The organism is Pyxidicoccus caerfyrddinensis (genome assembly GCF_010894405.1).
In the GTDB taxonomy this organism is placed as follows: Bacteria; Myxococcota; Myxococcia; order Myxococcales; family Myxococcaceae; genus Myxococcus; species Myxococcus caerfyrddinensis.
On the sequence record NZ_JAAIYA010000040.1, the window covers coordinates 36,887 to 57,344 of the forward strand.

At 70.1% G+C, this 20,458-nt stretch carries 17 protein-coding genes; 9 read left to right on the forward strand and 8 right to left on the reverse strand.

The annotated features are described in order from the left end of the window. Position 1: 1 nt before the first annotated feature. Entirely contained in the window at positions 2-2,146 is a 2,145-nt protein-coding gene (gene metG, locus G4D86_RS48700; protein ID WP_164002422.1) for a methionine--tRNA ligase, read from the reverse strand. 115 nt (positions 2,147-2,261) lie between these two features. On the opposite strand from metG, the gene G4D86_RS48705 reads away from it, so the two are divergent. Further along, positions 2,262-3,074 (forward strand): NRDE family protein, encoded by an 813-nt coding sequence (locus G4D86_RS48705; protein WP_164002424.1) that lies wholly within the window; start codon positions 2,262-2,264, stop codon positions 3,072-3,074. Between the two features lie 117 nt (positions 3,075-3,191). Here G4D86_RS48705 and G4D86_RS48710 read toward each other — a convergent pair whose 3' ends face one another. From G4D86_RS48710 to holB, 4 genes are all read right to left on the reverse strand, one after another. Continuing rightward, positions 3,192-5,102, reverse strand: a complete 1,911-nt coding sequence (locus G4D86_RS48710; RefSeq protein WP_164002426.1) for a M4 family metallopeptidase — start codon at positions 5,100-5,102, stop codon at positions 3,192-3,194. Between the two features lie 335 nt (positions 5,103-5,437). Then, positions 5,438-5,899 (reverse strand): hypothetical protein, encoded by a 462-nt coding sequence (locus G4D86_RS48715; protein WP_164002427.1) that lies wholly within the window; start codon positions 5,897-5,899, stop codon positions 5,438-5,440. 98 nt (positions 5,900-5,997) lie between these two features. Next, the gene (gene holA, locus G4D86_RS48720; RefSeq protein WP_164002430.1) at positions 5,998-7,317 is read right to left on the reverse strand and encodes a DNA polymerase III subunit delta; all 1,320 of its coding nucleotides are present in this window, start codon (positions 7,315-7,317) and stop codon (positions 5,998-6,000) included. Further along, positions 7,314-8,348 (reverse strand): DNA polymerase III subunit delta', encoded by a 1,035-nt coding sequence (gene holB, locus G4D86_RS48725; protein ID WP_164002432.1) that lies wholly within the window; start codon positions 8,346-8,348, stop codon positions 7,314-7,316. Before holB ends, holA begins: the two co-directional genes overlap by 4 nt. 83 nt (positions 8,349-8,431) lie before the next feature. Between holB and G4D86_RS48730 the strand changes: the two genes are divergently transcribed. Both G4D86_RS48730 and G4D86_RS48735 read left to right on the forward strand, forming a co-directional pair. Continuing rightward, on the forward strand, positions 8,432-9,928 hold the full coding sequence (locus G4D86_RS48730; RefSeq protein ID WP_164002434.1) for a mechanosensitive ion channel family protein: 1,497 nt from the start codon (positions 8,432-8,434) through the stop codon (positions 9,926-9,928). Between the two features lie 132 nt (positions 9,929-10,060). After that, positions 10,061-11,458 (forward strand): MATE family efflux transporter, encoded by a 1,398-nt coding sequence (locus G4D86_RS48735; RefSeq protein ID WP_164002435.1) that lies wholly within the window; start codon positions 10,061-10,063, stop codon positions 11,456-11,458. Between the two features lie 9 nt (positions 11,459-11,467). Here G4D86_RS48735 and G4D86_RS48740 read toward each other — a convergent pair whose 3' ends face one another. Genes G4D86_RS48740 through hppD form a run of 3 tightly spaced genes read right to left on the reverse strand, consistent with a single transcriptional unit; the run spans position 11,468 to position 14,274 of the window. Then, entirely contained in the window at positions 11,468-11,845 is a 378-nt protein-coding gene (locus G4D86_RS48740; RefSeq protein ID WP_164002436.1) for a Rieske (2Fe-2S) protein, read from the reverse strand. A 9-nt stretch (positions 11,846-11,854) separates the two neighbouring features. Beyond that, on the reverse strand, positions 11,855-13,168 hold the full coding sequence (gene hmgA, locus G4D86_RS48745) for a homogentisate 1,2-dioxygenase (protein WP_164002437.1): 1,314 nt from the start codon (positions 13,166-13,168) through the stop codon (positions 11,855-11,857). A gap of 32 nt (positions 13,169-13,200) precedes the next feature. Further along, positions 13,201-14,274, reverse strand: a complete 1,074-nt coding sequence (gene hppD, locus G4D86_RS48750; protein ID WP_164002438.1) for a 4-hydroxyphenylpyruvate dioxygenase — start codon at positions 14,272-14,274, stop codon at positions 13,201-13,203. Positions 14,275-14,644: 370 nt separating this feature from the next. Here hppD and G4D86_RS48755 point away from each other — a divergent pair, with 370 nt between their 5' ends. From G4D86_RS48755 to G4D86_RS48780, 6 genes are all read left to right on the forward strand, one after another. Continuing rightward, complete coding sequence (locus G4D86_RS48755) at positions 14,645-15,325, forward strand: hypothetical protein (protein WP_164002439.1); 681 nt, start codon at positions 14,645-14,647, stop codon at positions 15,323-15,325. A gap of 224 nt (positions 15,326-15,549) precedes the next feature. Beyond that, complete coding sequence (locus tag G4D86_RS48760; protein ID WP_164002440.1) at positions 15,550-17,952, forward strand: ABC transporter permease; 2,403 nt, start codon at positions 15,550-15,552, stop codon at positions 17,950-17,952. Between the two features lie 175 nt (positions 17,953-18,127). After that, a complete protein-coding gene (locus G4D86_RS48765; protein WP_164002441.1) occupies positions 18,128-18,982 on the forward strand; it encodes a hypothetical protein in 855 nt (284 codons plus the stop codon). A 1-nt stretch (position 18,983) separates the two neighbouring features. Further along, a complete protein-coding gene (locus G4D86_RS48770) occupies positions 18,984-19,529 on the forward strand; it encodes an acyltransferase (protein ID WP_164002442.1) in 546 nt (181 codons plus the stop codon). After that, on the forward strand, positions 19,526-20,116 hold the full coding sequence (locus tag G4D86_RS48775; RefSeq protein ID WP_164002443.1) for an acyltransferase: 591 nt from the start codon (positions 19,526-19,528) through the stop codon (positions 20,114-20,116). The genes G4D86_RS48770 and G4D86_RS48775 overlap by 4 nt, the downstream gene beginning before the upstream one ends. 85 nt (positions 20,117-20,201) lie before the next feature. Then, a complete protein-coding gene (locus G4D86_RS48780) occupies positions 20,202-20,456 on the forward strand; it encodes an acyl carrier protein (protein ID WP_164002445.1) in 255 nt (84 codons plus the stop codon). Positions 20,457-20,458: the final 2 nt, after the last annotated feature.

Here is a 20,458-nt window from a genome sequence, read left to right on the forward strand (position 1 = left end):
GTCACTTCACCTCGCTGCCCGGCGGCATGTCGCCCGGGTCCAGCAGCGACAGGTCCTTTCCGCCCGTGCCGGCCGTCAGGAGCATGCCGCGCGACTCGATGCCCCGCAGCTTGCGCGGCTTGAGGTTGGCCACCACCACCACGCGGCGCCCGGTGAGGGCCTCCGGCGCGTACGCCTCCGCAATGCCGGAGACGATGGTGCGCGGGCCCGTGGGCTCGCCCAGGTCCACGGTGAGCTTCAGGAGCTTGTCCGCGTCCTTCACCTTCTCGGCGACGACCACGCGGCCCGCCTTGAGCACCACCTTGGCGAAGTCCGCGTACTCGATTTCCCCTGGCGCCTCACCGGCTCCCGCCCCGGCCGAGGCCTGGGTGGCACCGGCACTCGCGGGCTGCGGCGCGGCGGCGGGCTTCTTGTCGCTCTCCACCTTCTTCTTCTCCTTGCCCCCGGCGGGCTTCGCGTCCGCGGCCTGCGGAGCGCCTTCCGGGGTCTTGATGATGGCGTTGACGCGCTCCGGCTCCAGCCGGGGCAAGAGCGGCTCCGGGGTGCCGGTGGGACGGCTGCGGTCCAGCAGCGGGTACTTCGCGCCCTCCAGCGCCTGGAACGTCAGCGCCGGTGCGCCCAGCTGCGCGAACAGCTTCTCCGACAGGCGCGGCGTCACCGGGGCGAGCAGCGCGCCCAACAGGTACACCACGTCCGCCACGTCGGACAGGTCCGCGCGTGCGCCCTCGGCCGTCTCGGGCTTGCGGACCGCCGCCCACGGGGCCTGTGTCTGGACGAAGGCGTTGGCCGCCGAGGCGATGTCCGTAATGGCGCGAATCGCGTTGCGGTACTCGAGCTTGTCGAACGCGGCGCGCACCTCGGGCACGCGGGCGAGCGCGGACTCCACCAGCGCGCGGCCCGGACCCTCGGCGCGGCCCGGCGCCAGCCGCTTCTCCAGCGGACCGGCCAGGAGCGACAGGGCGCGGTTGGCCAGGTTGCACACGTTGTTGACCAGCTCGCCGTTCACCCGCTCGCGGAAGTCCTTGAGGCTGAGGTCCAGGTCCTCCACGCCCGCGCCCAGGTTGGCCGCGTAGAAGTAGCGCAGGTAGCTGGGGTCCAGCTGGTCCAGGTAGTCCCGCACCGGCACCATGGTGCCGCGGCGCTTGGACATCTTCTCGCCGTTGACGGTGAGGTGGCCGTGCACCTTCAGCTCGGTGGGCACCTTGAAGCCCGCCACGTTGAGCACCGCGGGCCAGAACAGCGCGTGGAAGTAGACGATGTCCTTGCCGATGAAGTGGATGATGCGGGCGTCGCTGCCGGCATCCCAGTAGTCCAGCGCGCTCTTCGCCTTCCCCGTCTCCTTCGCCCACTTCTCCGTGGTGGCGATGTAGCCGATGGGGGCATCCAGCCAGACGTAGAAGAACTTGTTCGTCTCGCCCGGAATCGCGAAGCCGAAGTAGGGGCCATCCCGGCTGATGTCCCAGTCCGCCAGGCCCGAGCCGCCGAAGAAGCCCTGGAGCTGGGCGGCGAGGCCCGGGTGGATGAAGCCGGGCTTGCGCAGCACGGACTGGAGGAAGTCCGCGTGGCGCGACAGCTTGAAGAACAGGTGCGCGGAACTCTTGCGCACCGGTGAGGTACCGCACAGCGAGCACTGCGGGTCCAACAGGTCCGTGGAGCTGTACGCCTTGCCGCACACCTCGCACGAGTCGCCGTACTGGTTGGGCGCCTTGCAGTTGGGACAGGTGCCCTTGATGAAGCGGTCCGGCAGGAAGCGCTGGTCCTTCTCGCAGTAGGCCTGCTCGATGTCGCGCCGCTCGATGTCGCCCTTGTCCTTCAGCCGCGCGTAGATGAGCTCCGCGTAGTGGCGGTTCTCCGGCGAGTTGGTGGAGTGGAAGTAGTCGAAGCGGATGTCCAGGTCGTGGAAGTCCCGCTGGTGCTCATCGTGGAAGCGGGCGACGAACTCCTCGGGCTTGAGGCCCTGTTTCGCGGCGCTCAGCTCGATGGGCGTACCGTGGGTGTCGTCCGCGCAGAAGTAGACGACGTCCTTGCCGCACGAGCGGAGGAACCGGACGTAGATGTCGGTCTGCACGTACTCGACGGCGTGGCCGATGTGGACCGGGCCGTTCGCGTAGGGCAGCGCGCTGGTGACGAGAATTTTCTCAGCCATGGATTCTCCTGAGGGCGGCGGACCTTAGCCGCTCGGGTGGCCGAGGTCATCGACGGCGTGAGGGCCCCGCGCACGAATGCGCCGAGGGACCGGAGATGTTATCGACCGGAAACGTATGTGCACCATCGTCATCCTCAACCGGGTCCACCCGGAGTGGCCGCTGGTGCTCGCGGCCAACCGGGACGAGTTCTACGCCCGCCCCGCCACCGGCCCCCAGGTGCTTCGGGAATCCCCTCGCGCCGTGGGTGGGCGCGACGTGGAGCGCGGTGGGACGTGGATGGGTGTAACCAACGAAGGAGTCTTCGTCGGCCTGACGAACCAGAGGGGCGGGCGAGGCCAGGGTCCGGCCCCCCGCTCGCGGGGCGAGGTGGTGCTGCGTGCCCTGGAAGCGGGGAGCGTGGAGGCCATCGAGCGCTACCTGGACACCCTGCCCGGAGACGAGTTCCTCCCCTTCAACCTCCTCTACGGGGACGCGCGCCGGCTCCGGGTGGCCTATGCCCGCCCGGGTGACAAGCGGCTCCGGCGGGAGGACGTGCCGCCCGGCATCCACGTGCTGCCCAATGACGTGCTGGACTCCCCTGCCCTGCCCAAGGTGGAGCGGGCCCGGCTGCTCGCGGCGGAGGTGGCGCACCGGCCGTGGCCGGAGCTGGAGGCCGGGCTGAAGGCCCTGCTGGCGGACGCGACGCTGCCGGCGCTCGAGGACATCCCGGTGCCAGCCACCGGTGAAGACCTGCCGCGCGACTTCCTCCAGCGGCTCCAGGCGCTGTGCATCCACACGCCCGCCTATGGCACGCGCTCGTCGGCCATCGTCACGCTCGCGCCGGGGCGCGTGGGGCACTACCTGTCCACGGAAGCGGCGCCCTGCCAGGGCCCGTGGAAGGACGTCACCGGACTGCTCGCGCCGGCTGACGAGGCCGCCACCGGCTGACGTCCGGAGCAGGTCCCCAAAACGAAACCGCCCCCGAGGCGCGAGGCCCCGGAGGCGGAATCCTTGCGGCGAGGACCGGGCTTTCAGCCGCCCGGCCCCACCGTCTTTCGCATCAGGCTAGTAGGTCGCCTTGAGCGAGGTGCCGCTGTAGGCCGAGTAGCCGTTCAGCATGATGTAGAAGCGGCCCGCGGTGGTCTTCGCCGCGATGTTGCACGTCTCGGCGTTGCCGGTGAGGTACGGGCGGCAGTCGTACGAGGACGTCGTCGGGGCCGCGCCGAACTTCACGTACATGTCCGCGTCACCCGTGCCGCCGCTGAGGACGAACGAGGAAGCGCGGCTGACCGGCACGTCGATGCAGTAGAACTTCTGCGAGCCCGCCGCACCGGAGATGCCCGTCGTGGCCACGCCGTTGGTCAGCAGGGTGCAGGCCGGGGGAGGCGTCGTCACGCCCACGCCCACCGCTTCCCAGGCCTTGGTCACCGAGTCCTGGATGGCCGTGCTGTAGCCCAGCTGCTGCGCCGCCGTCACCGTGTACGTCTTCGCCTGGGCGAAGGTGGTGGACGCCGTGAAGAGGTCCGTGTTGGCCTTGTAGAAGATGCGAGCGGCCACTTCCACGCCCACGCCCGCCACGCTGACCGTGGTCTTGCCGCGCGGGTGCGTGCCACCCGTGGAGAGCAGCTTGAACGCCAGGTTGGCGATACCCGAGTTCCAGTGCACGCCGCCGTTGTCGGAGGTGCCCGTGTAGCGCTCGGGGTAGTAGTCCTTGGACGAGCCGTCCTGCGTCGGGTTCGCCATGTAGCGGAGCGCGTCGCCCGCGGTGCCCGGCGTCCAGATGTCCTCGCCAATCATCCACACGTCCGCGCTGGTGGACCAGCTGGTGGACCAGGACTCGCAAACGGCCGCGAAGATGTCGGACATACCCTCGTTGAGGGCGCCGGACTCGTTGGAGTACGTGAGGTTGGACTCGGACGACGTCACGGCGTGGGTCAGCTCGTGCACCGTCACGTCAGCGTCCTTGCCGAGCATGCCGGAGTTCACGCCGTCGCCGTCGCCGTACACCATCTGGCTGCCGTTCCAGTAGGCGTTGACGTAGTTGGTGCTGTAGTGCACCGAGCTCTTCAGCTGCGCGCCCGCGTTGTTGTACGAGTCGCGGTTGAAGATGGTCTTGTAGCAGTTGTACGTGAACCCGAGCTGGTCGTAGTTCTGGTCGATGTGGGCGTCGCCCGTGGTCGCCCCGCCCTCGCTGCGGCGCAGGGTGCCCGGCAGGCTGCTGCCGTTGTTCGCGCTGTACACGGCGCGGTTCAGGGCCGAGTGGATGTCCGTCACGCGGTCGGCGACGACGCCGGTGGTGGCGTCCACGAAGACGTGGTCGCGGATGGGCAGCTGCGCGCCCTCACCCGTCACCACCACCTCGTAGGCCAGGGTCAGCTTCTGCGCCTGACCGGCGCGCAGGTAGACGAGCCGGGGCTGGCCGTCGATCTCGAGGCGGGTGCCCACGGTGTTGCGCAGGGCGGCCGTCTTCGCCGACTGGGCGGCGATGCGCGCCGTCGCGGGCACGCCGAACTCGCCGTCACGGGCCGAGCCGTTGGCCATGACGATGTTGCCTTCCGGGTCCAGGTGGATGGCCAGCTCCTGGCCGACCACGGGGAGGCCGTTCTTCGTCTGGTTGTAGCGGATGTGCGTGAAGCCCTGCTCGTCCACGCTGACCCGGCTCACCACCAGGTCCTCGGCGCGCAGGCGGAAGGAGCCGGCGATGCTCGGCAGCATGGAGCTGACGGCACGCACGGAGTCCGCACCCGCGAAGCCGCGGACGGCGCTGTCCACGGTGCCCAGGCGGCCGCGGATGAGGAAGGGAACGCCGTCATCATGACGGCCCACCACTTCGGCGCCGGGCATGGAGGCCAGCGAGCTCGTCACATCAGACAGCTCGTCGGTCTTCTGCGAGCCCTGAGACGTCGCGTCGCCGCTCATCTCGCAAGCGGTCAGGGGGAGGACCAGGAGGGCGGCAAGGATACGGGTTCGAACCAAGGGGGGAGCTCCTTTGAACCCGCCTGCGGGGCGCTGGCGGGCGCTCCCCCATGAGCACGGTTCGGGCCAACGCCTTGAGCCCCCGCGATGCACTCTATAAGCCCCGCACCTGCCTGCCCTCCGGTGGCACACGGATGTCGCTCACCGCACCGCGCGAATGTATGGGGTATTTACAGAAAAGCCCGGAAAACGAGTCCCTTCACTCTGGAACTCAGCCCTCCAGCACTGTCCTCCCAAACGACACACCGGAAGTATGGGTGTCTGGTTTGAGGGCAGGCGCGAATTATAGTCGAGAACTGCTTTGGCTTGCAACTTTACATGGGTGACAAATGCCCTCAGCCGGACACTTCGGGGCCCGGCTCACCCACCAGCACGCGGGCGCGCCCGTCCATGGAGAGCTTCACCTCCTCCACGGTGGCGAAGCCGGCCGAGCGGGCCAGCTCCGCGAGGTGCCGCATCCACGGGTTGTAGGGCATGCCGTTGTCCGAGCAGCACGGCACCACGGCGAAGGGCAGCCGGTGCTTCGCGGCGTACTCGATGATGACGCGGGTGGCGCCGTCCGGGTGCATGCCCACCACCAGCTCCGCCTCGCACGGCTCGTCGAGGGTGAAGATGCGCTGGGCGTAGGTGACGGGCAGGTGCTTGTGCCGCAAGTCGAACGTCGTGACGGCGCGGCCGCGCTGGGTCAGCGCCTCGTTGAGACGCCCCTGCCCTCCCGCGACGTCGAAGACGCGAGGGGCCGCGAAGCGCGACACGAGGAAGTCCGCGAAGAGGTCGAAGCGACGCTTGTCCGCCATGGCGGGCCTCCTCTACCGAAACCCGGGCGCGCATGCACCCGGAAGTGCCGGGGTGGGGGCCGGGCCGGCGTCCCCTCCCCCCTCTCCCCGGGGAGCGCTCACGCGGCGCGGAGGCACACCGTGGCCAGCAGCCGCTCAATCACCAGCCGTCCATTGGCGGACGACTTGAGCGCCAGGTCGGCGTCCGCGCACGCCACCAGCGCGCCCAGCAGCTCCCGCCGCTCGTAGCCGGCCGCGGCCTTCATGCTGAAGGTGAGCGCCCACGCGTTGGGCATCTTCCGCTTCGTGCCCTTCAGCTCCGCCTCCAGCCGGGGAAGCACGCGCGCCTCCACGTCCTTCGCGGTGCGCGGCGGGTTGCCCCCGGCGTAGCGCCACAGCCACTCGTGGCTCTCCAGGAGCGAGCGGACGATGGAGGCCACCGCGCCCAGCAGCTGCAGCGCGTGGGTGCCCTGCCCCATGGCGTCCGTGGCGTAGGCGAGCGCCCCGCCGAAGTCGCGCTTCTGCAGCGCCTCGGACAGTTCGAAGAACTCCTCCTCGCGGGCGTGGTGGACGAGCATCGCCACGTCCGTCTTCTCAATTGCCGGCCCCTCCGAGTAGGTGGCCAGCTTCTCCAGCTCGGACTGGAGCAGGCGGATGTTGCCGCCGATGCGCTCCTTCAGCTCGTCCAGCGCGCCGGGCCCGAGCTTCTTCTTGAAGGGCGCCAGGAACTCCTTCGCGATTTCGGAGAGGTCCAGATCCTTGTGGCGCGCGGCCACCTTGCGCTCGACGACGTGGCCCTTGTCGTGGGCCAGCTTCACCAGCGGGCTCTTCGCGTCCACCTCGGTGGCCGCCATGACGAGCGCGTGGCCGGACGGCACGCCCTTCTGGATGAGCTCCAGCAGCGCGGACACGTCGCCCTCGGGCGCGGAGATGCGCTCCTCGCGGCAGAAGGCGGCGGCCTCGTGCAGGAAGGCGACGTCCGCCTCCGCCAGGTCCACGTTCAGCTCGTCCTTCCACTGCTCCACGGACGGCGCGCCGGGCGAGCCCGGGTCCAGCTGCTCCACGCCCCAGCCCGCGCGCGACGCCAGCGCCAGGAGCCGCCGCGCGCCCTCCTTCCGCTTGCCCGCCTTCCACGCCTCGCGTGCCTTGCCCAGCGCGTCCCCGCGGCCCTTCTTCGGCGCGAGGAACTCCGGGTCTCGCACCAGCACCACCTTGCGCCCGGGGAACAGCGGCATGGTGGCCAGCTCCTGCGCGACCTCGCGCGGGCTGCCCGCGTCCAGCACGGCCAGGTTGAGCCCCATGGCCGCGTCCGGCACCAGCTTCTTCACCAGCTCGTCCGCGTCCTTGCGGACCAGGAACTCCTCGCCCCACAGGAGGTACAGCGGCGCCACCTTGCCCGCCTTCACCTCCGCCAGCACGTCATCCAGTTCGGCGCTCACCGTGCGGCCTCCGTGAACAGCTCAATCAGCATGCGCTCGAGTTGCAGCCGCGGCGCGCCGTTGCGGGCAATGGCCGCGCGCGCGCCCTCCAGCAGCGAATGCCGCCGGTGCAGCAGCGCATCCGAGGAGCGCGCGGCCGCCTCGCGCGCCAATTCTTTCAAGTCTCGGTTCGCGAGGCCGTCCTCCAGCCCCGCCCGGGCCAGCGCCACGTCGCGCGTCCACAGCACCAGCAATTCCAGCGCCCCTTCCGCGTCCTCGCGCGAGCCGCCGTGCGCCTCCGCGAAGCGCAGCAGGCCCACCGCGTCCTCGCCGCGCAGGGACTCGAAGGCGGTGACGACGTCCTTGCGCTGGGAGAGTGCGTCCACGTCCAGCGCCAGCGCGCGGCCCAGGCTGCCTCCGGCCATGATGGCCGCGAGCGTGGCGGTGTCCGCGTCCAGCTTGCGCTCCTCCTGCACGCGCTTCGCGACCAGCTCCACCGGCAGCGGGCCGAAGTGCACCTTGCTGCACCGGCTGCGGATGGTGGGCAGCAGCTTGTCCATGGCGTTGGCCACCAGGATGAGCGTCGTCTCCGAGGGCGGCTCTTCCAGCGTCTTCAAGAAGGCGTTCTGCGCCTGCACGTTCATCGCCTGCGCGGAGATGATGATGGCCACCTTGCGCTTCGACTCCAGGCCGCGCAGCGCCAGCCGCTCCTGGAGGCCGCGAATCTGCTCCACGCGCAGCTCGCGGCTGGGCGTGCCCGTGAAGTCCGAGCGCCCCGCCAGCCCGCGCGACACGCGCTCGTCGTCCGGCATCACCCAGGTGACGTCCGGATGCAGGCCCTTGGCGATACGCACGCAGCTCGCGCAGGTGCCGCAGCCCACGTCCGGCTGCTCGGGGCACGTGAGCGCCTGAGCCAATCCCACCGCGGCCAGCTCCTTGCCCACACCCTCCGGCCCGGCGAAGAGATACGCGTGGTGCACCGCGCCGCCGCGCAATGCCGCCTGGAGTGCATCAATCGCGCGGGGCTGTCCCTGTACCGATGCCAGCGTCATGAGGCGTGTATCCCCGGAGGAGTGGCACCCGTCAACAAGCCTGCCTTGACCCTCCCGTAACGCGCTGGTGACATGCGGAGGCCTTGCTTTCCCTCCTCCAGAGCAACCTGTCCCTGGCGCTGGGCGCCCTGCTGGCGGTCATCCTGCTGGCGGTCCGCACGGCGACCCACGACAAGCACCTGCAGCGCGACTTGAACGGCGCCATCCGGCTGCTCATCGCCTTCCTGGTGCTGAGAACGGTGGCCTGGGCGCTTCCGGAGACCGCTCCCAGGGTCCTGGTGAAGGTGGTGCGCGTCGGCTGGCTGCTGACGTTCGCCTTCGGCCTCATCCGCGCGAGCGTGGGCTTCGGGCTGAAGCTGATGCGGCTGCGCCAGCGCTCGGCGGCGCCGCCGAAAATCCTCCGGGACGTCATCGACTTCACGCTTTACACGCTGGCGGCGGTGCCCATCCTCAAGACGCAGCTCTCACTGGACCTCACCGGTCTGGTGGCGACGTCCGCGGTGCTGTCGGTGGTGATGGGCCTCGCGCTCCAGGACACGCTGGGCAACCTCTTCGCCGGCCTGTCGCTGCAATTGGACCGGCCCTTCGAGGTGGGGCACATCATCCGCATCGGCAGCCATGCGGGGCGCGTGGTGCACATCGGCTGGCGCTCCATCCGCCTGTCCACCTTCCGGCGCGAGGTCATCACCCTGCCCAACAGCATGGTGGCCAAGGAGCTGGTGCAGAACTTCTCCGAGGACCAGGAGCCCGTGGGCGTCGACGTGACGCTGGGCCTGTCCTACGACGCGCCGCCCAACCAGGTGAAGACGGTGATGCTGGAGGTGATGCGGGAGATTCCGCAGATTCTCGTGGAGCCGCCGCCCCTGGCGCGCACGCTGGCGTACGAGGAGTCGTGCGTCCGCTACATGGTGCGCTTCTTCCTCGCGGACTACGCGCTGGCGGACACGGTGAAGGAGGAGCTGCACACGCGACTGTGGTACCGGCTGCGCCGGGAGAACATCGAGATTCCGTACCCGCAGCGCACCGTGCACGTGCGGCAGCAGGTGCCGCACGCGGAGCTGTCCGAGGACACGGTGCGCAGTCTGCTGCGCGCGGTGGACCTCTTCCAGCCGCTGGGCCCGGAGGACCTGGACCGGCTGCGCCAGGAAGTGGTCGTGCACCGCTTCGGCAAGGGCGAGCGAATCATCCAGGAGGGCGATGACGGCCGCACCTTCTACGTGCTCGCCTCCGGCGAGGTCAGCGTGCGCGCCGGGAAGACGCAGGCCGAGGTGACGCGTCTGGGGCGCGGCGGCTACTTCGGGGAGATGTCGCTGCTGACGGGCGAGAAGCGCGCGGCCACGGTGGTGGCGGTGGAGGACTCACTGCTGCTCGAGGTGGACCGGCCCACCTTCGCGCGCATGTTCGAGCAGTACCCCGGGCTGGCGCGGCAGCTCTCCGCCCTCCTCGCCCAGCGGCGCACCCAGCTTCGCGCCCTGGCCCAGGCCGGCGGAGCCGGAAGCGCGGACCCCATCCCCGCCGAGGTGGGCCGCATCCTCGGAAGGCTGCGGCAGATTTTCGGGCTCAACGCGACGCACGACTGAAGCGGCGCCGCACGCGGGCGAGCAGGGAGGCAGGCACCGGAAGGTGCCATCCGATGTCACTCGACGCGGCGCGGCAGTCATGCGAGATGCGAGGGGTGCCGGGCGCCTGCCCGCCGGAGTCGACCCATCCCGATGGAAGTCGCAGTCGCGTCGTCACCCGCCTCGCCGCACCTGGGCCTGTTCCGCCTCACCTGGCCCATCCTCCTGGAGCTGCTGCTCTTCATGCTGATGGGCACGGCGGACACGCTGATGCTCAGCGGCGTGTCCGATGACGCGGTCTCCGCCGTGGGCGTCGTCAATCAGTACGTCTTCATCTGCATCCTCATCATGGAGGTCATCGGAAACGGCGCGGCCATCGTCGTGTCCCAGTACCTCGGGGCGGGTAGGACGCAGGAGGCCTCGCGCATCTCCGCGCTCGCCATCTCCCTGAACCTGGGGCTCGGCGTCGCGGTCAGCTCGGGCCTGCTGCTGTTCGGAGACCGCATCCTCGGCGGCATGAACCTGCACGGGCAGGTGCTGGCCCATGCGACGACGTACCTGCACATCGTGGGCGGGTTCCTGTTCCTCCAGGCGCTCATCAACGTCTTCTCCAGCCTCATCCGCACGTATGGCTTCACGAAGCAGTCGATGTTCGTCTCGCTGGGGATGAACGTGCTGCACGTGGGCGGCAACTTCGCGCTCATCTTCGGCCACTTCGGACTGCCGGCGCTGGGCGTGGCCGGTGCGGCCCTCTCCACCGTGATGAGCCGCGCCGTCGCGCTCGGCGTCTTCGTGTGGATGCTCTACCGGGTCATCCCCGTGCGGATGGTGCTGCGCGACTACGTGACGCTCTCCCGGGAGTACGTCCGCAAGATTCTCAAGGTGGGCGTCCCCTCCGCGGTGGAGCAGCTCACGTACCAGGCCTGCCAGACGGTGTTTCTGTACTACGTGACGTTCCTCGGCCCGGTGGCGCTGGCGTCGCGGCAGTACGCCCACTCCATCTCGCAGTATGTCTTCCTGTGCAGCCTGGCCATCGGCCTGGGCACGTCCATCCTCGTCGGACGACTCGTGGGCGCCCACCGCACGGAGGACGCGTTTCGCGAGGCGCTGAATGGCCTGAGGTGGGCGCTCGGCATCACCCTGGTGGTGGACGTGGCCGTCATCCTCGTGCGCGTGCCGCTCATCCGCCTCTTCACCGACAACGGCGACATCCTCCGAGTCACGTCGCAGGTCATCGTCATCGGGCTGCTGCTGGAGACCGGGCGGGCCTTCAACCTCGTGCTCATCAACGCGCTGCGCGCCGCGGGCGACGCCACCTTCACCGTCTACATGGGCTTTCTGTCCATGGCGTGCATGAGCCTGCCCCTGGGCTACTTCCTCGTCTTCAAGCTGGGGCTGGGCCTGTCCGGGGTGTGGCTCGCCGTCGCGGCGGACGAGTGGGTGCGCGGCATCACCATGTGGCTGCGCTGGAGGAGCCGGGCCTGGGAGAAGCAGTCGCTCGTGGAGCCGGCGACGCACCCCGAGCCCGCCACGGTGGCCGTCGGCGCCTGAGCTGACGCCTCAGGTCGTGACGACGAAGCCGCCCTCGACCTTCACCGGCCAGGGCGTGAGCCGTGCTCCCGAGCACGGGCCGCCGACGCAGCGCCCGTCCCCGGGCTGGAACAGCGCGCCGTGCCAGGAGCAGACGATGAGCTGCTTGTCGGGCGTGAGGTACTGGTCCAGCTTCTGCGCCAGCGGCAGCCCCGCGTGGGGACACCGGTCCACGTAGCCGTGGACCTCGTCACCGGTGCGCACCAGGAAGCCGTGGAAGTACGCGTCGCCAATCTGCAGCACGAGGTTGCGCGCGCCCGGGTCCTGGAGCGCCGCCAGCGGGAGGAGCTTCACGTTCGGCGGAGTCGCCGTGAGCCGCTCCCGCGGCGGCTGCCGTGCCTCACTCACGGACGCGCCTCAGGGCAGCTTCGCCTTCTGGAAGCCCGACCAGCAGTGGTCGTAGTCGGACTGCAGCGTCGGCGTCTCCATCGCGAAGCGCGTGGGGCGGATGACCCAGCGCGACTCGAACATGAAGGCCAGCGTGTCCTTGATTTTGTGTGGCTTCAGGTCGGCGTTGATGGCGCCCTCGTAGCTCGCCTGGTCCGGACCGTGCCCGCTCATGCAGTTGTGCAGCGACGCGCCACCCGGAGCGAAGCCGCCGGCCTTGGCGTCGTAGACGCCGTGCACCAGGCCCATGAACTCGCTCATCACGTTGCGGTGGAACCAGGGCGGCCGGAAGGTGTGCTCGCCCACCATCCACCGCGGCGGGAAGATGACGAAGTCGCAGTTGGCCGTGCCCGGGATTTCGCTGGGCGACGTGAGGACCGTGAAGATGGACGGGTCCGGGTGGTCGAAGCTCACCGTGTTGATGGTGTTGAAGCGCGCCAGGTCGTACTTGTACGGCGCGAGGTTGCCGTGCCACGCCACCACGTCCAGCGGTGAGTGGTCGAACTGGGAGGCCCACAGCCGGCCCATGAACTTCTGCACCACCAGCGTCGGCCGGTCCACGTCCTCATAGGCCGCGACGGGCGTCAGGAAGTCGCGCGGATTGGCCAGCCCGTTGGCGCCGATGGGCCCCAGGTCCGGCAGGCGGAAGAACGCGCCGTGGTTCTCACAGACGTAGCCGGAGGCCGGCCCGTCCGGCAACTCGGCGCGGAAGCGCACGCCGCGGGGCACCACGCCCACCTCGCCCGGTGCCAGGTCCAGCACGCCCAGCTCCGTGAAGAGGCGCAGCCGTCCCTCCTGCGGCACGAGGAGCAGCTCGCCGTCCGCGTCGTAGAACACGCGGTCCACCATGGACGTGTTGGCGGAGTACAGGTGGATGCTGATGCCCGAGCCCGTGGCCGGGTCACCGTTGCCGCCGTAGGTGACGAGCCCGTCGACGAAGTCCACCTGCCCGCCGGGCACCGGCCGCGGATTCCAGCGCAGCCGGTTGGGCGAGACGGGTACCTCGTCGAAGGGGCCGCTGCGCAACAGCCCCTGCGGATGGGGCTGGTACGCGGGGTGGTTGGCGCTCGGGCGGATGCGGTACAGCCACGAGCGCCGGTTCTCCCGGCGCGGCGCGGTGAAGGCCGCGCCCGACAGCTGCTCGGCATACAGCCCGTAGGGCGCCCGCTGCGGGGAGTTCTGCCCCTGCGGGAGCGCGCCTGGGACGGCCTCGGTCGCGAACTCGTTTCCGAAGCCGGAGAGGTAAACGCGCGGGTTGGCCCCGGGTTGGGTTTCGGTGGTCACCGGTATCTCCTCCTCGGGGCCGTGTATGCGGCCTAGCGGCCCGTGTCGACCTTGATGACGCCGCGGCGGATCTGGTCGAGCTCGATGGACTCGAAGAGGGCCTGGAAGTTCCCGTTACCGAACCCCTCGTTGCCCTTGCGCTGGATGATCTCGAAGAAGATGGGCCCGAAGAGGTTCTCCGTGAAGATCTGCAGCAGCAGCCCTTCCTGCTCGTTGCCGTCGATGAGGATGCGATTCTTCCGCATCCGCTCCAGGTCCTCGCCGTGGTTGGGGACGCGCTTGTCGACGAGGTCGTAGTACGTGTCGATGGTGTCCTGCAGGGACACGCCGCGCTGACGCAGGCGCTCCACGGTGCCGTAGATGTCTCGCGTCGTCAGGGCCAGGTGCTGGATGCCCTCGCCGTTGTACTGGCGGATGAACTCTTCGATCTGCGACTTGTCGTCCTGGCTCTCGTTGAGCGGGATGCGGATGGCCTTGTCCGGGGCAATCATCGCCTGGCTGAACAGGCCCGTCGCCTGGCCCTTGATGTCGAAGTACTTCTGCTCGGTGAAGCCGAAGATGCGGTTGTAGAAGGTGGACCAGGTGCGCATCTGGCCCCGGCGCACGTTGTGCGTCAGGTGGTCCAGCGACTCCAGGCCCACGCTGTTCTTCGCCTCGGCCGCGTCCGCGCCGGGGAACTTCGTCCAGGCGTCATAGATGGAGCCCTTCGCGCCGTAGCGGTCGACGAGATACAGCAGGCTGCCGCCGATGCCCTCGAGCACATAGGAGCCTTCGCCGAGCGCGCCACGGGCCGGGTCGGCCGCCTTCGCGCCGCGCTCCAGGGCCATCTCGTAGGCCGCGCGCGCGTTGGCCACGCGGAAGGCCATGCCGCTGGCGGACGGGCCGTGGGCCAGGCGGAACTCCGCGGACTGGCCGGTGGCCTCGCGGTTGACGAGCAGGTTGATGTCACCCTGCTTGAAGCGGATCAGCTCCTTGGTCGGGTGCTTGGAGTACGCGGTGAAGCCCAGCCGCTCCAGCAAGCCCACCATCACCTCGGGTGCGGGGCTCGTGAACTCCACGAACTCGAAACCGTTCAGCCCCAGAGGGTTCTCAGCCGTGTCCACCATTGCACCGCCTCCGCGCATCGCGTTGGGCGCGGGTACGCCGCGCCAGGTCCCACGAAGCCCCCAGCTGAGGGAGGCTTCTTCGCGGCGAAAGGTAGGGACCGACCTGCTCAGCGAAAAGTACAAAGCACAGGCAGAGACTGTCAGCCCGCCACACAGTGCGGTGCGCCATGAAAGCGGCCCGGCGTGACGCCGCGCGGCACCCTCTGGAGAGGGCCCTGGAGGGGGTCCGGGTGGGGTTGAGAGGGGCCCGGTTCCTACCCCTCAGGAGGGAATCAGAGGCCCCCTGCCCTGCCTCCGGCCGGCCGAGGGAATGTCAGACCCCTCCGGTAGTCTGCATCCATCAACAACGAAGCCGAAAAGGAAGGTCGCCATGACTGCCACCCGTGAGAACCCGCGCGTCTCCGTCAACAAGCTCGGTCAGTACCTCACCGCGACGCCTTCGCTGCGCAAGCGCATCATCCACGGCCAGAAGCACCCGGTGGACCCGCAGTACCTGCGTTACCCCGCCGCCTCGCAGGCCATCGTCGAGTTCCTCTGCGAGGGCCGCGACGAGGTCATCCTGCGCTACCACCAGCGTCGGCTGCTGAACGCCGCGCCGGAGTCCGACTTCGACGCGCACCGCCTCGCGCTGTGCGCCGAGGCGCTGCAGCGCTGCCTCGTCTCGGTGGACGGGCTCGCCTCGCACGCCATCGCCAGCCCCGCGGACGTGGAGCTGCCGCCGCTGGAGCTGTCGGGCGTCGCCGTCAGCGTGCGGCCGGAGGTGCTGCTGCGCAGCGTGGACGCGCAGGGGCAGATGCGCTCGGGCGTGCTGAAGCTCTACTTCTCCAAGCACACGCCGCTGGACGAGCGCGCCGGGCAGTACATCGCCACCGTGCTCCAGCGCTACGCCGAGCAGCGGCTGGAGCAGCGCGGCCCGGTGGACCCGCGCCTCGTGGGCGTCTTCGACGTGTTCGCGGGCCGGCTGCACTTCGCTCCCCGCGCCCAGCAGCGCAGGATGAACGACGTGAAGCTGGCGTGCGAGGAGATTGCCGCGCGCTGGAACGTGAACTGAAGTCGTGAGACGTACGCGGGCCCCGGACCAGCCGGCCGGCCCGGCGCCCGGGGGTGACGAGGCCGCGGCCCCGGCCCGTCCCCCCTGGCGCACCTGTCCATTTCCGGGACGCGACTTCCCGCATCCGTGCAGCCCGCCCGGGCCGCACGGGTGTGCCTCCCCGCAAAGCCGGGGGGTTGCCTTGCGTCGCGGCGCTGGCATGTCCTTCGCTTTGGGACATGGCCATGGATTCCCTCCGTCAGGACTTCCGCTACGCGCTGCGCACCCTGATGCGCACCCCCGGCTTCACGCTGGCGGCCGGCATCACCCTGGCGCTGGCCATCGGGGCGAACACCGTCCTCTTCAGCGCCATCCACGCCATGCTGCTGCGGCCGCTGCCCTTCCCGGAGGCCGGGGAGCTGGTGCGCGTCTGGTGCAAGCAGACGGGCAACATGGACCAGGCCTCGGTGTCGGACCCGGAGCTGCTCGGCTGGCGGGAGCACGGCAAGGGCTTCGCGAAGCTCGCGGGCTTCGGGCTGAGGGACCTCAACCGCACCGGGGTGGAGTCGCCGGAGCGCGTCCGCGCGGGCCTGGTGACGTCCAACTTCTTCTCCACGCTGGGGGTGCGGCCGGCGCAGGGCCGCGACTTCACCGACGAGGACGCGCAGGCCGGCCAGCCGGCCTCCGTGGTGGTGGTGAGCCACGGCTTCTGGAAGCGGGCGCTCGCGGGCACGCCGGGGGTGGGCCAGACGGTGGTGCTGGACGGGCGGAGCTACACCGTGGCGGGCGTGCTCCCGGAGGACTTCACCTTCCCGGAGTTCGGCAACGAGGCGGAGGTCTGGCTGCCCCTCTGGCTGGACGCGCAGAAGAAGGGCAGCCACTACCTGTCCGTGCTGGGCCGGCTCGCCCCCGGCACCTCGCTGGAGGCGGCGCGCTCGGACCTGGCGCGGGTGGCCACGCTCATCGACTCCGCGGACGCCGGCGAGGCGCCGCACGGGGTGACGCTGCTCACCTGGCAGGAGGAGCTCACCGGCAACATGCGCCCCATGCTGTGGACGCTGTGGGGGGCGGTGGCCTTCGTGCTGCTCATCGCCTGCGCCAACGTGGCCAACCTCATGCTGGTGCGGGCGCTGGCGCGACAGCGCGACGGCGCCATCCGCGCGGCGCTGGGGGCCAGCCGGGGCCGGCGCATGCAGCAGGCGCTGGCGGAGAGCGTGCTGCTGGCGCTCTTCGGCGGAGCGATGGGGCTCCTGCTGGTGCTCTGGGGCCTGGAGCTGGTGCGCACCCTGCTGCCCGTCAACATGCTGCGGGTGACGCCGGTGGAGCTGAGCGGCCCGGCCCTGGCCTTCAGCGTGGCGCTGTCCGTGGGCGCGGGGCTGCTCTTCGGGCTGGCGCCCGCGCTGCACACCTCCGGCATGGACGTGCTGCCGCTGCTCAAGCAGTCGGGCAGCGCCGCGGGGGCGCGCGCGCACCACCCGCTGCGCAACGCGCTCGTCATGGTGCAGCTGGCGCTGGCGCTGGTGCTGCTGGTGGGCACCGGCCTCATGGTGCGCACGCTGCAGAACGTGCAGGCGGTGGACCTGGGCTTCGACCTGGACGGACTCTTGTCCGCGCGGCTGTCGCTGCCCGCCGCGAAGTACTCGGACGGCGCGCGCAAGGCATCCTTCTACGACGAGCTGCTGGGCCGCGTGGCGGCGCTCCCCGGGGTGGAGGCGGCGGGGGTGATCAACGACGCCCCCCTGGGCAACAGCAACACCAACGGGGACTTCATCCTCGAGGGCAGCGCGCCGCAGTCCGGTGAGCGCTTCCTCGCCGAGTACCGCGTGGCCAGCCCGGACTACTTCCGCACCATGCGCATCGCCGTCCGGCAGGGCCGCGCGTTCGGCCCGCAGGACACGGACAAGGGCGCGCCCGTCGCCATCGTCAACGAGGCCTTCGTCCGGGCCTACCTCGGCACGGGCGAGGCCCTGGGCCGGCGGGTGAAGCTGGACTGGAACGGGGACTCGGCGTTCCACGACATCGTCGGCGTGGTGGCGGACGTGCGGGCGGACCGGCTCACCCTCCCCGCCCGGCCGGAGGTGTACCTGCCCCTGGCGCAGATGCCCATTCCCTCCGTCACGCTGCTGTTGCGCGGCCGGGGCGCGGAGGCCCCGCTGGTGACGGCCGTGCGCCAGGAGGTGAAGGCCGTGGACGCGGAGCAGCCCGTCTATGACCTGGCCCCCTTCGCGGAGCGGGTGGACCGGCAGCTTTTGCGCCCCACGGCAACGGCCCGGCTGCTGGCCGCCTTCGCCCTGCTCGCGGTGGTGCTGGCCGGCGTGGGTGTCTACGGCGTCATGGCCTACACCGTGGGCCAGCGCACGCGTGAGCTGGGCATCCGCCTGGCGCTGGGCGCGCACCCGCGGCAGGTACTGCGGCTGGTGCTGGGCCAGGGCCTGCGGCTGACGCTGGTGGGCGTGGGCGTGGGGCTGCTGGCCGCCTTCGGCTGCACGCGGCTGCTGGCCTCGCTGCTGTACGGCGTGGACGCCAGCGAGCCCACCATCTTCGTGGGCGTGGCCGTGGTGCTGTCCGGGGTGTCCCTGCTGGCCAGCTGGCTGCCCGCGCTCCGCGCCAGCCGCGTGTCACCGGCCGTCTCCCTGCGCTCGGAGTAGCGCGCCGCCAGCGCGGGGCGTGTCAATCCCCCCGGGCCTGGCGGCTTGCTTTCTGGCCGGCCAGGCGGGGCGGGTCCGACTCACCTCCCGTCATTCCAAGGCCCGAAAAAATCGAACGCGCATCCTGGACCGTTGGCCCTTTGACGCTTGGCAAGCGTCGGGTTTATGAGTCCGCATGCACTTCGACTGGACCTTTCTTGTGCGAATGAGCGCGCTGGTGCTTCCGGCCATCGTGCTCATGGCCCTGCACGGCGTGGCGAGCGCCGCGACGCCCCCGGCCTCTTCGTCGGGCGGGTTGGAGACGCTGGCCCAGAGGCGCATCTTCTTCGGCCACCAGTCCGTGGGCGGCAACATCCTGGACGGCGTCAAGCAGGTGGCCTCCGCCCCGCGCGTGGTGGAGGTGAAGGACCCCTCCCAGCCGGTGGCCCCCGGCACCATCGCCCACGCCATGGTGGGCGAAAACATGAAGCCCGAATCCAAGATTGCGGACTTCGCGCGTCTGATGGATGCGGGCCTGGCCAAGGGGGCGGACGTGGCCTTCTTCAAGTTCTGCTACATCGACTTCAACGGCACCACGGACACCCGCGCCCTGTTCGAGAAGTACCGCGCCACCATGGAAGGACTGAAGGCGCGCCACCCGGGGACCACCTTCGTGCATGTCACCGTGCCGCTGACCACCGTGCAGCGCGGCGCCAAGGCGTGGTTGAAGGAGCTGCTCGGCAAGCCGGTGTGGGGCATCTCCGAGAATGTGCAGCGAGAGAACTTCAACCAGCTGCTGCGCAAGACGTACGGCGGCAAGGAGCCGCTGTTCGACCTGGCCGCGCTCGAGTCCACCGCCGCCGACGGGACGCCCGAGACGTACGAGCTGAACGGGCAGCCGTGGCCGGCCATGGTGCCGGCGTACTCGGATGACGGCGGCCACCTCAACGCCGCGGGGCAGGCCCGCATGGCGAAGGAGTTCCTCGCTTTCCTGTCCGCCCTGCCGGCGCCCGCCGTGCAGCCTCCCATTCCCTCACACGCCACACCGTGACATGAGCCCGCTCCCCGTTCCCCTGTCGCGCGAGCTGGGAACGCTCCTCTCGCGCCTGAAGCTCCGACGCTGCCGGGCGGTGGGTGACGCCCCCACGGTGCTCGGCCGCGTATGGATTCACGGCTCCGGCGAGGTCCGCCTGGGCCACCGCGTGGTGTTGGATGGGCGGACGGCGCCCATCGAGCTGCACGCGATGAAGGGCGGCAGCATCATCCTCGGTGACGACGTCGCCATCGAAGGAGGCGCCTCGCTGGAGGCGCTCCAGTCCATCACCGTGGGCGCGGGCGCGAAGCTGGGCGCCTTCTGCAAGGTGATGGACAACCAGCACCACCCGCTCCGGGGCAACCGGCACGAGCGCCCCCCTTCCGTCCCGCTCGTCATCGAGGACGGGGTGACGGTGGGCAGCCGCGCCATCCTCCTTCCGGGCTCGCACGTGCAGCAGGGCGCCACCGTGGCGCCCGGCACCGTGATTTCCCGCCGCATCCCTCCCCGCGTGACGGTGGGCGGCTCACCGGCCCGGGTGCTGCGCCGCGAGGTGGCCGGATGAACCCGAGACTCTCCGCACTTCCGCTGTCCACGTGGATGAACCACCTCCAGGGGCTGCGCAACGCCGTGGAGCCCCGCGCCGAGCGCGCGTTGGCCCTGGCGCGCGCGCGCTGGCTGTTCCGCTCGGTGCAGTCGGTGGGCCGCAACGTGGCCGCGTACGGCTCCATGAGCGTGCAGAACGAGGGCACGATTCAGCTGGGAGACCGGCTCACCTTCGTGGGCGGCATGATGCCCAGCTCGCTGGTGTGTCACCCCGGCGCGCGGCTCTCCATCGGCTCGGACACGCAATTCAACTACGGCGTCTCGCTGGAGGCGTGGGAGTCCGTCTCCATCGGCGAGCGGTGCATGTTCGCCTCGTTCGTGCGCGTGGGAGACCGTGACGGGCACCGCACCGCGCCCATCGTCATCGACGAGGACGTCTGGGTGGCCCATGGCGCCATCATCATGCCGGGGGTGCGCGTGGGGGCGCGCTCGGTGGTGTCCGCCGGCAGCATCGTCACGCAGGACGTGCCACCGGACTCGCTCGCCATGGGCAACCCCGCCCGCAACATGAGCCTGGAGCTGGTCGCCCGCGAGTCGGGCACCTGAGCGCCCTTCCTTCTTCACCCCGGGGCGGACGCCCGAGCCCCGGCCACTTCCATCCACACGTCATTCCAGACAGGACTGAAACACCATGAGCACTCGTGAGCGCATCCGCAGCTTCATCGTCGACACCTTCTTCGTGGACGAGTTCGCCGACGACGACTCCTTCCTCCGCAAGGGCCTCATCGACTCCACCGGCATGATGGAGCTGGTGGCGTTCCTCGAGCAGGACTTCGGCCTCAAGCTGGAGGACCGCGAGCTGGTGCCGGAGAACCTGGACTCGCTGACGCGCGTGGTGGCCTTCGTGGAGAAGAAGAAGCAGCAGCGCCTGCCGCAGGTGGGCTGAGA

Coding starts and splice junctions, on each gene's coding strand:
- G4D86_RS48735 (WP_164002435.1), top strand. CDS start 10,061: ATGGAAGTCGCAGTCGCGTCGTCACCCGCCTCGCCGCACCTGGGCCTG.
- G4D86_RS48755 (WP_164002439.1), top strand. CDS start 14,645: ATGACTGCCACCCGTGAGAACCCGCGCGTCTCCGTCAACAAGCTCGGT.
- holB (WP_164002432.1), bottom strand. CDS start 8,348: ATGACGCTGGCATCGGTACAGGGACAGCCCCGCGCGATTGATGCACTC.
- G4D86_RS48705 (WP_164002424.1), top strand. CDS start 2,262: ATGTGCACCATCGTCATCCTCAACCGGGTCCACCCGGAGTGGCCGCTG.
- G4D86_RS48715 (WP_164002427.1), bottom strand. CDS start 5,899: ATGGCGGACAAGCGTCGCTTCGACCTCTTCGCGGACTTCCTCGTGTCG.
- metG (WP_164002422.1), bottom strand. CDS start 2,146: ATGGCTGAGAAAATTCTCGTCACCAGCGCGCTGCCCTACGCGAACGGC.
- G4D86_RS48780 (WP_164002445.1), top strand. CDS start 20,202: ATGAGCACTCGTGAGCGCATCCGCAGCTTCATCGTCGACACCTTCTTC.
- hppD (WP_164002438.1), bottom strand. CDS start 14,274: ATGGTGGACACGGCTGAGAACCCTCTGGGGCTGAACGGTTTCGAGTTC.
- G4D86_RS48770 (WP_164002442.1), top strand. CDS start 18,984: ATGAGCCCGCTCCCCGTTCCCCTGTCGCGCGAGCTGGGAACGCTCCTC.
- G4D86_RS48775 (WP_164002443.1), top strand. CDS start 19,526: ATGAACCCGAGACTCTCCGCACTTCCGCTGTCCACGTGGATGAACCAC.
- G4D86_RS48765 (WP_164002441.1), top strand. CDS start 18,128: ATGCACTTCGACTGGACCTTTCTTGTGCGAATGAGCGCGCTGGTGCTT.
- G4D86_RS48760 (WP_164002440.1), top strand. CDS start 15,550: ATGGATTCCCTCCGTCAGGACTTCCGCTACGCGCTGCGCACCCTGATG.